13 protein-coding genes are annotated in these 12,826 nt (G+C 71.1%); 8 read left to right on the plus strand and 5 right to left on the minus strand.

Annotation, left to right across the window (positions count from 1 at the left end; translation table 11 throughout):
• Window positions 1–101: 101 nt before the first annotated feature.
• Together purE and ACYVHG_RS04950 are read right to left on the minus strand one after the other, a co-directional pair.
• Complete coding sequence (purE, locus tag ACYVHG_RS04945; RefSeq protein WP_461166303.1) at window positions 102–626, minus strand: 5-(carboxyamino)imidazole ribonucleotide mutase; 525 nt, start codon at window positions 624–626, stop codon at window positions 102–104.
• On the minus strand, window positions 619–1,845 hold the full coding sequence (locus ACYVHG_RS04950) for a 5-(carboxyamino)imidazole ribonucleotide synthase (protein WP_461166304.1): 1,227 nt from the start codon (window positions 1,843–1,845) through the stop codon (window positions 619–621). The genes purE and ACYVHG_RS04950 overlap by 8 nt, the downstream gene beginning before the upstream one ends.
• A gap of 118 nt (window positions 1,846–1,963) precedes the next feature.
• On the opposite strand from ACYVHG_RS04950, the gene ACYVHG_RS04955 reads away from it, so the two are divergent.
• Both ACYVHG_RS04955 and ACYVHG_RS04960 read left to right on the plus strand, forming a co-directional pair.
• Window positions 1,964–2,509: a GtrA family protein gene (locus ACYVHG_RS04955; RefSeq protein WP_461166305.1), complete on the plus strand. Its 546-nt coding sequence runs from the start codon at window positions 1,964–1,966 to the stop codon at window positions 2,507–2,509.
• 34 nt (window positions 2,510–2,543) lie between these two features.
• Complete coding sequence (locus tag ACYVHG_RS04960) at window positions 2,544–3,860, plus strand: sensor histidine kinase (RefSeq protein ID WP_461166306.1); 1,317 nt, start codon at window positions 2,544–2,546, stop codon at window positions 3,858–3,860.
• Between the two features lie 12 nt (window positions 3,861–3,872).
• Here the strand turns inward: ACYVHG_RS04960 and ACYVHG_RS04965 are convergent, their stop codons facing one another.
• Genes ACYVHG_RS04965 through ACYVHG_RS04975 form a run of 3 tightly spaced genes read right to left on the minus strand, consistent with a single transcriptional unit; the run spans window position 3,873 to window position 5,877 of the window.
• Entirely contained in the window at window positions 3,873–4,556 is a 684-nt protein-coding gene (locus ACYVHG_RS04965) for a response regulator transcription factor (RefSeq protein WP_461166307.1), read from the minus strand.
• Entirely contained in the window at window positions 4,553–5,083 is a 531-nt protein-coding gene (locus tag ACYVHG_RS04970) for a PH domain-containing protein (protein ID WP_461166308.1), read from the minus strand. The genes ACYVHG_RS04965 and ACYVHG_RS04970 overlap by 4 nt, the downstream gene beginning before the upstream one ends.
• 2 nt (window positions 5,084–5,085) lie before the next feature.
• A complete protein-coding gene (locus ACYVHG_RS04975) occupies window positions 5,086–5,877 on the minus strand; it encodes a biotin--[acetyl-CoA-carboxylase] ligase (RefSeq protein WP_461166309.1) in 792 nt (263 codons plus the stop codon).
• A 76-nt stretch (window positions 5,878–5,953) separates the two neighbouring features.
• On the opposite strand from ACYVHG_RS04975, the gene ACYVHG_RS04980 reads away from it, so the two are divergent.
• The 6 genes from ACYVHG_RS04980 (at window position 5,954) to ACYVHG_RS05005 (ending at window position 12,826) form a co-directional block, all read left to right on the plus strand.
• Entirely contained in the window at window positions 5,954–7,609 is a 1,656-nt protein-coding gene (locus ACYVHG_RS04980; protein ID WP_461166310.1) for an acyl-CoA carboxylase subunit beta, read from the plus strand.
• Window positions 7,606–7,881, plus strand: a complete 276-nt coding sequence (locus tag ACYVHG_RS04985; protein ID WP_461166311.1) for an acyl-CoA carboxylase epsilon subunit — start codon at window positions 7,606–7,608, stop codon at window positions 7,879–7,881. The genes ACYVHG_RS04980 and ACYVHG_RS04985 overlap by 4 nt, the downstream gene beginning before the upstream one ends.
• A 27-nt stretch (window positions 7,882–7,908) precedes the next feature.
• Window positions 7,909–8,541, plus strand: a complete 633-nt coding sequence (locus tag ACYVHG_RS04990) for a Maf family protein (protein ID WP_461166312.1) — start codon at window positions 7,909–7,911, stop codon at window positions 8,539–8,541.
• 267 nt (window positions 8,542–8,808) lie between these two features.
• On the plus strand, window positions 8,809–10,038 hold the full coding sequence (locus tag ACYVHG_RS04995; RefSeq protein ID WP_461166313.1) for a phthiocerol/phthiodiolone dimycocerosyl transferase family protein: 1,230 nt from the start codon (window positions 8,809–8,811) through the stop codon (window positions 10,036–10,038).
• 21 nt (window positions 10,039–10,059) lie between these two features.
• Window positions 10,060–11,352, plus strand: coding sequence for a phthiocerol/phthiodiolone dimycocerosyl transferase family protein (locus ACYVHG_RS05000; protein WP_461166314.1), 1,293 nt, complete (start codon window positions 10,060–10,062; stop codon window positions 11,350–11,352).
• Between the two features lie 79 nt (window positions 11,353–11,431).
• Window positions 11,432–12,826, plus strand: coding sequence for a glycosyltransferase (locus ACYVHG_RS05005; protein ID WP_461166315.1), 1,395 nt, complete (start codon window positions 11,432–11,434; stop codon window positions 12,824–12,826).

Below are 12,826 nucleotides of genomic sequence, written 5' to 3' on the forward strand. Positions count from 1 at the left end.
GTTGCGTTCGCGAGCGATTCTATCCCCGCAGCCGACCGGTCAGTTACTCGCGGGTAACCAAGCCGCGCCGCCCGCGCCGCCGCCGGCGACGGCCACCGTGCTCAGCCCTCCAGCAGCCTGCGGCGCAGCGCCTCATCCTTGCCCAGCACCATCTGCTCCAGCCCGGCCTGGAACTGCTCCATCTGCGCACGCAGCGCCGGGTCCGCGGCGCCGAGGATCCGCACCGCCAGCAGGCCGGCGTTGCGGGCACCGCCGACGGACACCGTCGCCACCGGGATCCCGGCGGGCATCTGCACGATCGACAGCAGCGAGTCCATACCGTCGAGATGCTTGAGCGGAACCGGCACCCCGATCACCGGCAGCGGCGTCGCCGAGGCCACCATTCCCGGCAGGTGCGCCGCGCCGCCCGCCCCGGCGATGATCACCTCCAGGCCGCGACCCGCGGCCGAGGTGGCGTAGTCCAGCATCCGCTGCGGAGTGCGATGCGCGGAAACCACACCCACCTCGAACCGCACCCCGAACTCGGCCAACGCCTGCGCAGCGGCCTCCATCGTGGGCCAATCCGAATCGCTGCCCATGATCAGGCCGACCCGCGGCCCCGTTCCCGATCCACCGTTGTCAGCCATGCACACTCCATCCATCGGTCCATTCGGCGGTCGCCAACCAGTGCGCGGCCCGCTCGGCGCGCTCGCGCAACCGCGCCGCGTACTGCGGATCGTCACGGTCACCGTCGGGCGCCCCGACCAGGTTGACGTGACCGATCTTGCGGTCCGGCCGCTCCCCCTTGCCGTACATGTGCACCCGCGCATCGGGCATCCGGGCCATCAGGTGATGCAGCCGCTCGTCCATGCTCATCGACGGCGACTCGGCGGCGCCGAGCACGTTCGCCATCACCGTCAGCGGCGCCCTCGCCGAGGTGTCACCGAGCGGGTAGTCCAGAACCGCGCGCAGGTGCTGCTCGAACTGACCGGTGACCGCACCGTCCATCGTCCAGTGCCCGGAGTTGTGCGGACGCATCGCGAGCTCGTTGACGATCAGCTCCCCCGACGGTGTCTCGAACAGTTCCACCGCCATCACGCCCACCACGCCCAACTCGTCCGCCAGCCGCAGCGCCAGGGACTCGGCGGCGGCCGCAGTCCGGTCCGGCAGCTGCGGGGCCGGTGCGAGCACCACCGCGCACTGCCCGCCCACCTGCACCGTCTGCACCACCGGCCAGGCCGCGCCCTGCCCGTACTGCGACCGGGCGACCATCGCCGAGAGCTCCCGGACCATCTCGACCCGCTGCTCGGCGAGCAACTGCGCACCCGCCGCCAACTGCTCGCGAGCCACCTCGAGGGCCTCGTCGAGGGAATCGGGCATCCACACCCCGCGCCCGTCGTAGCCGCCGCGCACCGCCTTGAGCACCACCGCTCCCGGATACCGGTCCCAGAACGCGCGCAGATCATCGGCGACGGCGATCTCGGCGAAGCCCGGCACCGGGGCGCCCAGCTCCGTCAGCCGGTGCCGCATGGCGAGCTTGTCCTGGGCGTACACCAGCGCCTGGGGCGGCGGGTTCACCACCACGCCCTCCGCCTGCAGGGCCAGCAGATGCTCGGTGGGCACACCCTCGTGGTCGAAGGTCAGCGCGTGCGCGCCGGTCGAGACCCGGCGCAGATCGTCGAGCTGATCGTGATCGCCGAGCACCACGTCCGGACAGACCTGCACGGCCGGCTCATCCTCCGCGGCCGCCAGCACCCGCAGGCTCTGTCCCAGAGCGATCGCCGCCTGGTGCGTCATGCGTGCCAACTGCCCACCGCCGACCATCGCCACGACCGGCCGCGAACGTGCACTGAAAGGAACACTCACCCGGATATGTTCGCAGGTGACCGGCATCGGCCGGTAACGGGGCGGGAGCCCGTGACCGCCCGCCTGAGCGGATCACATTCTTCGCGGTACTATCAGCGGTTCCGTTACAGTGGCGTACGTGGCATTCATCGAGGCGATCCTGGATCGCACCCCGGCGCCCCTGCGTGGGCTGGTCATGGCGCACCATGAGCTGATCAAGTTCGCGATCGTCGGTGCCACGACCTGCGTTTTCGACCTGGCGATCTTCTACGGCCTGGTGCTCACGGTGCTCGACAGCAAGCCGACGGTGGCCAAGATCTTCTCCGGCGTCTGCGCGGTGATCCTGTCGTACATCCTCAATCGCGAGTGGAGCTTCAAGCATCGTGGTGGCCGTGAACGCCACCACGAGGCGCTGCTGTTCTTCGCGATCTCGGGCGTCGGTGTGCTGATCATGGCCGCCCCGATCTTCATCGCCAACAACTTCTTCAACCTGCGCGCCACGGACTCCAAGACCACGCTGATCGTGGTCGACTTCGTGCTCAACTACATCGTGGGCAACCTGCTGCAGATGGCGTTCCGGTTCTGGGCGCTGCGCCGCTGGGCCTTCCCCGAGGAGATGAACCACGCGCCGGCCCAGGAATCGATCCCGCTCTCCGGGGATTCCGCGTCCGCAGCCGAGCGGTGACATCGCTACCGCACTGACCAGCGGAACCCGCAGTGTGCGGGGCCGCATCCTGCGCTCGACCATCGCCGTCGTCGCGGTGACCGGCCTGTGCCTGGGGCTCCCGCTGATGTTCTACACCTGGCGCTGGACCGACGACGCCGCCCGCACCGAGCTGCAACACCGGCTGCAACAGGCATCGTCGGAGATCCTCGACGAGGAGCAGCGCACCGGCTCGGTCGGAGAACCCCCGGTCCTGGCGCTGCGCCTGCTGGTCCCCACCGGCGGCCGCCTGGTGCTCACCTACACCGATTCGATGGGGATGCCCCGTGAGCTGACGGTGGGCTCCGAGGAACCGATCGAGCGGCCCATGATCGAACGCACCTCCCTCGGCGACGCCGGTGTCCTGCGGATCGAGCAGGACTACGCGATGGTGCGCAGCGATCAATACCGCTCGCTGACCATCGAGCTGATCGTGATGGCCCTGTCGGTGACCGCCGGGTTCGTGGTCGCCGCGGCCACCGCGAGCCGGGTCGCCGATCCGGTGCAGGCCGTCGCCGACCGCGCACAGCGCCTGGCCAGAGGCGATTTCCGCCCCGACCCGCACCGGCACGGCATCGAGGAACTCGACCGCGTCCTCGACGTGCTCGACGCCGCGACCGTGGAGATCGCCGACCGGCTGCAACGCGAGCGGCAGATCGTCGGGGACGTCTCGCACCAGCTGCGCAGCCGGCTCACCGCGGTTCGCATCCGTCTCGACGAGCTGACCCTGCACGCGGACCCGGAGGTGGTCACCGAGGCCCAGGCCGCGCTCGACCAGGTGGACCGCCTGACCACCGTGGTCGGCGACATGGTCAAGACCGCCCGCGCCGACAAGTTCACCCTCGACGCGGTGGACGTGCGCGCCGAGCTCTCCCCGCTGATCGACGATCTGGCACCGTCCTTCGCGGTGGCCGGGCGACGCCTGGTGATCGCCCCGAACAGCGTCACCCCGCTGCGGGCCCGGGCGACCGCGGCGCGGCTGCGGGAGGCCGCCGCGGTACTGATCGACAACGCCCTGATCCACGGCCGCGGCACCGTCACCGTCGCCATGCGCCCGGTCGGCGAGCACACCGTGCTGGTCACCGTCGCCGACGAGGGCTCGGACATCCCCGACGGCGACGCCCAGCGCATCTTCCGGCGCGGGTACTCCGGCGCCGAGAGCACCGGCGTGGGCCTGGCCCTGGCGCGGGCGTTCATCGAGGGCGACGGGGGCCGGCTGCAGTTGCAGAGCCGCAAGCCCACCACCTTCGCGATGTTCCTGCGTGCGGCCACCGGCGAGGAGGCTCCCCCCGAACCCGCCGACGACGAAGCCGCCGAACCCGAACCCCGCTGAGTGCCGGCTGCGCTACTGCGCGTCGAACCGGAAACCGACCCCGCGCACCGTCACGATCCGGCGGGGACCGGAATCGTCGCCCACCTTGCGGCGCAGCCACGAGATGTGCATGTCCAGGGTCTTCGATCCGCGCAGGTCGGAATCTCCCCAGACGTCGGCGAGGATCTCCTCGCGGGAGAGCAGCCGCCCCGCGTGTTCCATCAGGAACCGGAGCAGTTCGAACTCCTTGTTCGCCAGTGCCACGTCGACCCCGTCGACTGTGACCCGGCGGGCCGTGACATCGAGCCGGATACCGCCGGCGTCGAGCACCTCCGTGGCACCGGATCCGGTGCCGCTGCGACGCAGCAGCGCGCGGGTGCGGGCCATCAACTCGAACATCCGGAAGGGTTTGCCGACGTAGTCGTCGGCGCCGGCGTCCAGGCCGACCACGAAGTCCATTTCGTCGGTGCGGGCTGTGAGCATCAACACAGCCATGTCCGGGCGCGCCTGTCGCACTTCCCGGCACACCTCCAGCCCGTCGATCTCCGGCAACCCGAGGTCGAGGATCAGCAGCGCGAACTCCGATCCGAGGGCCCGCTCGACCGCAACAGTGCCGGTCCCGGCCACTGTGACCTCGTATCCTTCACGGGAGAGCGCACGCGCCAGGGGCGACGCAATCGCTTCGTCGTCCTCGGCCAGCAGCACCCTGGTGGTCATGGCCGACGAGCGTACTCCCACGAGCCGGGTTCGTCGGCGTCGTCCATCGCGTCCAGGATCATCGCGTGGGTCGCGGCGATCCGCGGAACGTCGTGGAAGTCGAGCGGAGCCTCACCCGCGGACTCCACCGTCAGCACCCCGCTGCGCAGGATCCGGTCCACCAGGCGCTGGTGGTACTGGACCGACGTGATCCGCCGCAGCGGCAGATCGATCCCCCGCCGCCGCGCCACCCCGGTGCGGAACATCAGCCGCAGGTCGGTGAGCACCAGATGGCTGGCGCGGTGCCGCAGCCACGGGCGCACCGTCCACCAGCACACCACCACGGCCCACACCACCAGTACCGCGAGCCCGAGCCAGCCGGGCAGGGCACCGTCGAGCCGGGCCCGGGTGATCAGGCCCAGCGCCACACCGGCCGCGGTGCACGCCGCGAACAGCATCAGCACCGGCCCCACCATCCGGCGGCCGTGCGGCCGCACGTGCAGCAGCACCTGCTCGTCGTCGATCAGGGCCTTCTCCGGGAAAGCCATGCTCAGGCCGGCCGCAGGTGGGTCACGTCCCCGGCCGAGAGCGCCCGGCGCGTCCCGGCCGCTCCGTCATCGGCGACCACGATCCGCCCTTCGGTGTCGACGTCCACGGCGGTGCCGGTGAGCACCTGCTCGCCGGGCAGCGACACCTGCACCCGCATCCCGACGGTGACGCAGTGGCGCAGATACCTCGCCCGCATCGCGGCCTGGTCCTGCGCCCACGCGGTCAGTCCGGCGTCCAGCGCCCGCAGGTAGGCGATGGCGAGCGCGGTCCGGTCCGGATCGGGTGCTCCGGCCAGCCGCAACGAAGTGGCGGTGGGCACCGGCAGGTCAGCGGTCTCCAGGGTGGTGTTCAACCCGGTGCCGATCACCGCGATCAGACCGGCATCGGGTGCGGTGACCAGCTCGCACAGGATGCCCGCGGTCTTCCGGCCGTCCAGGAGCACGTCGTTGGGCCACTTCAGGCCCGCTTCGAGTCCGGTGACCTCACGCACCGCGCTGACCGCGGCCACTCCGGCGACCAGGGAGAGCCAGCCCGCCCGCGGCGCCAGCGCGGCGGGAACGGCCACCGTCACCGAGATCGGCAGCTGGGTTCCGGCCGGAGCGGTCCAGGGCCGCAGGTGGCGGCCCCGGCCGGCGGTCTGCTCGTCGGCGATCCGGACGCGCCCGGGCGCGTCCCCGGCGCGCACCCCGTCGGCGAGATCGGCGTTGGTCGAGCCGGTGGTGGGCACCACCGTCACCTCGTCCCAGCGCGTGCCGCTGATCGCAGCGGCGATCACGTCGCGGTCCGGTAGCACCGTCGCTCACCTCCTCCGCCGGGCCGGTGCCCGGCCCTTGGCCTCGAACACGACTCTATTGGCTAGAGTCGTGTTCATGACGAGTGCCACCTCCACCGACGGCTCCGCCGGCGCCAACGACCCGGCCGCCGCCGAGCCGAGCATCCACACCACGGCCGGCAAGTTGGCCGCGTTCCGCAAGAAGGACGCGGAGGCGATGGCCCCGATGGGGCAGGCCGCGATCGACAAGGTGCACGAGAAGGGCCGGCTCACCGCCCGGGAGCGGGTCCTGGCGCTGCTCGACGAGGGTTCGTTCGTCGAACTCGACAAACTGGCCCAGCACCGCTCGACGAACTTCGGGATGGCCGCGCGCCGTCCGGTCGGCGACGGCGTGGTGGCCGGGTACGGCACCGTCGACGGCCGCGAGGTGTGCGTCTTCAGCCAGGATGCGTCGGTCTTCGGCGGCAGCCTCGGCGAGGTCTACGGCGAGAAGATCTGCAAGGTCATGGACCTCGCGATGAAGACCGGCCGCCCGCTGGTGGGGATCATCGACGGTGCCGGCGCCCGCATCCAGGAGGGTGTGGTCTCACTCGCGCTGTACTCGCAGATCTTCTTCCGCAACACCCAGGCCTCCGGGGTGATCCCGCAGATCTCGGTGGTCATGGGCGCGGCCGCGGGTGGCCACGTCTACTCCCCCGCGCTGACCGACTTCGTGGTCATGGTCGATCACGAGAGCCAGATGTTCATCACCGGCCCGGACGTGATCAAGTCGGTCACCGGCGAGGAGGTCACCAAGGAGGAGCTGGGCGGCGCCCAGACCCACATGACCAAGTCGGGAACGGCGCACTACGTGGCCTCCGGCGAGCAGGACGCGCTGGACTACGTGCGTGAGCTGATGGCCTACCTGCCGTCGAACAACCGGTCCGAGGCGCCCCGCTTCGTGCCGACCGATCCGCTGAACGGTTCCATCGAGGATTCGGTCAACGACGAGGACCGCGAGCTGGACGCGCTGATCCCGGATTCGCCGAACCAGCCCTACGACATGCACGAGGTGATCCGCCGGCTGCTCGACGACGACGAGTTCCTCGAGATCCAGCCGCAGCGCGCGATGAACATCATCGTCGGCTTCGGCCGGATCGACGGGCGCAGCGTGGGTCTGGTCGCCAATCAGCCCACTCAGCTGGCCGGCTGCCTCGACATCGACGCCTCGGAGAAGGCCGCCCGGTTCGTGCGGTTCTGCGACGCCTTCAACATCCCGATCGTGACCCTGGTGGACGTGCCCGGCTTCCTGCCCGGCACCGGCCAGGAGTACGACGGCATCATCCGTCGCGGCGCGAAGCTGCTCTACGCCTACGGTGAGGCGACGGTCCCGAAGATCACCATCGTCACCCGCAAGGCCTACGGCGGCGCGTACTGCGTGATGGGCAGCAAGGACATGGGCGCCGATATCAACCTCGCGTGGCCCACCGCCCAGTTCGCGGTGATGGGCGCCTCCGGCGCGGTCGGCTTCGTCTACCGCAAGGAGCTGGCCGAGGCCGCCGAGAAGGGCGAGGACGTCGAGGCCCTGCGGCTGAAGCTGCAGCAGGAGTACGAGGACACCCTGGTGAACCCGTACGTGGCCGCAGAGCGCGGCTACGTGGACGCGGTGATCCCGCCCTCGCACACCCGAGGGCAGATCGTCACCGCACTGAACATGCTCGAGCGCAAGGTGGTCGCCACCCTGCCCAAGAAGCACGGGAACATCCCGCTGTGACCGGCGACAAGCCCGCGGACCCGGTGGTCGCCAGCGCCGCTGACGTCGAGCGGCTGCGCGCGGCGATCCGGTTCGAGAAGGGCAATCCCTCCGACGCCGACGTCGCCGCGGTGGTGGCGGTGCTCGCCGCGGCCACCTCGTCGCAGCCGCAGGCCGGCGCGACCCCGCGTTCGCTGTGGGGTGGGCACGGCGAGCGGATGCGCCCGCAGTACTTCAACGGCCCGAACGCGTTCACCAGCCAGACGCCGGTGTTCTGGACCAAGGGTTCGTAGACCATCAGCGATTCAGCCGTCCGCCTGGTGCTCGCGTCGGCCTCGCCGGCGCGGCTCGGTGTGCTCCGCGCCGCCGGCACCTCACCGCTGGTCTCGGTCTCGCAGGTCGACGAGGATGCGATCCTCGCCGGTCTCGGCCCGGACACCGGTCACGAGCGGGCGGTCGCCGAACTGGCGCGCGCCAAGGCGCAGGACGTGGTCGACCGGATCCTGGCCGAGGGTCCGCTGCCCGGCCGGGCGGTGGTGATCGGCTGCGACTCGATGCTGTCCATCGACGGCGAGCTGGTCGGCAAGCCGCATACCGCCCAGGTGGCGGCGCAGCGCTGGCGGGCGATGCGCGGGAGCACCGGCCGGCTGCTGACCGGGCACTGCGCGATCCTCGTCCACGACGGCCGGGTGCACGCGGACGCGGCGTCCGGAACCAGTACCACGGTGCTGCGGTTCGGGGCACCGTCGGACGCCGAGATCGACGCCTACGTGGCGACCGGGGAACCGCTGTCGGTGGCCGGCGCCTTCACCCTGGACGGGCTCGGCGGCTGGTTCATCGAGGGCATCGACGGTGACCCGAGTTCGGTGATCGGCATCTCGCTGCCCCTGACCCGCCGGCTGCTCGCCGAGTTGGGTGTCGGCGTCACCGATCTGTGGGGTCCCACGGACTGAAACGAGTGTCCGAAATCTGGTGTCGGAACTCACAATCCTGAACGTCGGATAACGTAAGCATCGCGTTAACTGCAGGCAATGTGCGGGTTTCAGCAGGTAGGAGGCCCGCAGGCCAGGTAGCCGTATTTCCGGTGGTCAACCTGTACGGAAAGCGAACAATCAACATGCGTGAGTTATCAGCAACTCTGGTCAAGACTCTTCGACAGTGACGATCGACACGGGTTGTTCGACTCGCAAATGGAATCAGTGTGCCCTTAGCTTCATGGCATGACCCTGACGTTTCGGCACCTCGCCACCTCCGAGGCCGGGTTCGTGGGACCGGCTCCCACCACCTGCGCCTTCGAGGTGACGCTGCGCGGCCGACTCGACCTGGACGCCCTGACCCGGGCGTTCCACGCGCTGCGCGCCGAACATCCCGCGCTCGACGCCGCCGTCACCACCGGCGCCCCGGCCGCCCGCCCGGCCTTCGGCACCGGCTCCGGCGCCCCGCTGACTATCGGCACCGGCCCGGCCCTGGCCGATCCGGAGCAGGCGCTCGGGCGGCTGCACGTCGACTCCGACGGTGACCGGCACCGGATCACCCTCGCCGCGAGCCATGCCCTGACCGACGGCACCCACCTGTTCGCCCTGCTGAGCCGTCTGTTCTCGCACTACACGGCCCTGCGCTCGGGAACCTTCCGCTATCCGGCCGCGCCGGCGCCGTTCCCGTTCTCCGCGCAGGACGTGCTCCCCGGCCTGGAGGTCCCGGCGATCGATACTGGCCGTGACCGCCTGGACGGCACCCGCTGGTACGGCTTCGCCCCCACCGGACCCGCCGACGGTGTGGTCGCACCGCAGACCCGGTCGCTGCGGTTCTCCCCCGAGGCCACCGCCCGGTTCGCCGATTCCGCTCGCGGTATCGGCATCAACGCGCTGCTCACCGGCATCCTGCTCGGCGCCGAGCGGGCCGGTTTCGTCGACGACGCCCCCGGCACACCGATCCGGATCGGCGCGATGACCCTGGTCGACCTGCGCCGCCGGGTCCGGCCGGTGCTCGCCGCCACCACCGTCACCAACTTCGTGGGCGCCTCGTTCGCCGCGGTCGAGCTGACCGCCGACTCCGACCCCGCCGCCACCGGCAGCGCGGTGGTCGATCAGCTGCGCACCGACCTGCACGCCGGACGCTGCCTCGCGGTGCTGGCCGAACAGGCCCCGACACCCTCGGTCCAGCCGCCGACGGTGCTGAGCAACCTCGGTGCACTCACCCTGGACCTACCGGCCGACCTCGACGCCGAGGACCTGCGGCCGGTGGTGTGGATGGACTCGGCCGCACTGCACGGTCCGGCCGGGCGACCGTCACCGTCGGCCAGCATCTTCCAGGTCTCCACCTTCGCCGGCCGGCTCGGGATCGACGTGATCACCCTCGGCGGCACCGCCTCGCAGACCGCTCGTGACGCCGTGGCGAACCGGATCGAGACCCTGGTGCTGTCCGCCGCGCACCTCGCTCCGGCCGTCTGACCGGGAGAACAGGAGACGCTCATGCACATCCATCGCGCACTCACCTTCTCCGAGGCCTCCTTCGTCCGGCCCACCTCCCGCGAGGTGATCGGCACCTCTTTCGAGCTCGACGGCACCGTCGACGTGCTGGCGCTGCGCGGCGCCTACTCCGCACTGCTGGAGGAGTACCCGGTGCTCGCCGCCCGGATCGTCGAGGTCAAGGGCCGCCCGCACTTCGCACCCGGCGATCCGGCGGTCACCGCAGCGATCGGCTTCCGGGAGGAACTGGCCCCCGTGCGCGGCTACGACCAGAGCCCGCCGTGGTTCGTCGGCGGTGAGCAACTCTCCGCACTGTCGCTGACCGGGATCGGCAGCCGACACCGCCTGACGCTGTGGGCAAGCCACGCCGCCACCGACGGCTCGGGCATCATCGCCATCGCGGTGCGGCTGTTCGAGCTCTACACCGCGCTCGCCGCCGGCGCCGCCCCGATCGTCCGGCGGGCCCACGACTTCCCCGCCGAGCCGCACCAGGTGATGGCCGAGCGCGGACACCTGCCCGGCGACCTGGACTACGAGGAGCGGCTCGCCGGCACCGTCTGGCACGGCTCGGTTCCCGCACCCGAGCAGATCGAGTCCCCGGGCGCCCCGGACACCGACGACCCGCTGCGGCTGCGGCTGACCGCCGAACTGACCGCCGCCCTGGACCGGGCCGCACGCGACGCCTCGGTCTCGACGCACGCGCTGGTCAGCGCCCTCATCGCCCGGGCCGAGTTGGCCGAGTGTGCCTCCGGCGCGGCACTCGCACTGCTCACCCCGGTGGACTTCCGGGCCCGGATCGACCCGCCGATCCCGCTGCGTTCGGTGACCGCGCTGTGCGGCTTCTCCTACGTCGCCGTCTCCGACGGCCCGGCTGAGACGATCGCGCGCACCGTGGCCGACCGGATCCGCTCGGACGTGCGGGACGGAACCGTGGTGCGCACCTCGGTGAGCCCGATGCCCGACCCGCGGACCCGCCGGCACGGACCGCCGCTGCTGATCAGCAACGTCGGCCCGATCCCGGACCTGGCCACCCCCGCCGGCCTGAGCGTGCTCGACTTCCATGCGCAGATCGTGCGCAGCGCCGCCGGGATCGCCGAGTACGCGCAGAGCTGGGACGGCGACGGCACCCCTCCGGCCCCGATCGGCACCTCCTACCTGATCTCCGTCTTCGACGGCCGGCTCTCCATCGAGTCCCGGGTACTGCCCGGGACCTGCGACCGAGCCGTCCGCGACCGCATCATGCGGCGCATCGAGGACGACGCGCACGCCCTTCTCCCGATCGGCACAGCAGCGTGAGAGCGCAACCCGCCTCCCGCCCGCACGCCACCGGGCTCACCTCCGCCCCAGACCCAACAACCCTAAGGACGAACTGATCATGAAGGTCTGCATCCTCGCCATGGGTAGCCGCGGCGACGTCCAACCGACGATCGCCATCGGCTTGGCGCTGCGCGACCGGGGACACCGGGTGACCATCGCCGCGATGGGTGATCCGCTGGTGAAGCTGATCCGCTCGGCGGGTCTGGACGCGCACCGGCTCAACGAGATCGTCCCGGACTACGACGACGACTACCGCGAGGTGATCCACCGCCCGGTCGAGCGGATGCGGGCCTACGGCCGGTTCCTGGTGCGCAACATCGCCACCATCTCCCGGGAGATCCACACCGTCTGCCGCGACGCCGATGTGGTCCTCACCCACTCCGACGCCGTCGATTTCGCCCTGCCGATCACCCGCCGCACCGGCGCCACGATCATCAGCTACCGGTTCTTCCCCGGCACCACCAACAGCGTCTACCCGATGACGCAGTACACCCCGGCCGGTCTGACCAGCGACGTGCTCTCCCGCTCCCCGCGGATGGTCAAGCGTGCCACCTGGACGCTGGGGGATTCGTTCACCTGGACCCACGTGCGGGCCGCGGTGAACTTCCACCGGGTCTCGGTCGGCGCGGCGCCGTACCGCTCGCGCCGGGCCAAGAACCGGGACGCTCACGAGATCGTCGACCTGCAGCTCTACGATCCCGCGCTGACCCCGGACCTGGTGCCGGAGTTCAGCCGCACCCGCCCGATGCTCGGCTTCCTGGAGGTGCCCCGCGACGCGTGGCTGCGCGAGGGCAGCCGCAGCCGCACCGACGCCGACCTGATGGACTGGATCACCTCCGGTAGCGCCCCCATCTACTGGGGCTTCGGCAGTATGCGCATCGCCGACCCGGACGCCCTGGCCCGGACCTTCGCGCAGGTGTGCGCCGAGCAGGGCCGACGGGGCCTGATCGTGGCGGGCTGGAGCGATCTGAGTCACGCCGACCTGGGCGATCACATCCGGGTGGTCGACGAGGTGGTGCACTCGGAGGTGCTGCCGCACTGCGCCGCCGCGATCCACCACGGTGGCGCCGGCACCACCGCGGCGTCGCTGCGGGCGGGCCTGCCCACGCTGATCTCCCCGGTGCTCGCCGATCAGCCCTTCTGGGGTGCGCGGGTCACCGACCTCGGGGTGGGTGCCTGCCTGCCGATGCGCAACATGACCCGTGAACGCCTGCACGCGGCCTTCGACGTGCTGCTCGCCCCGGCGACGCGCCGGCGGGCGCAGCGCATCGCCTCGCTGATCGACCTCGGCGACATCCCGGCCCGCCGGGCCGCGACCATCATCGAGTCGATCGCCGAGGACGAGGGTGTGGACGTGCGCGGCACCGCTTCCGACGCCACCGGGGTGCGGGCACCGGACACCCTGGACTTCGATGCATCGGCGGTCGCCGCGATGGCCGGCGCGGAGGCCTGA

The sequence above is a fragment of the Tsukamurella serpentis genome, assembly GCF_054780975.1.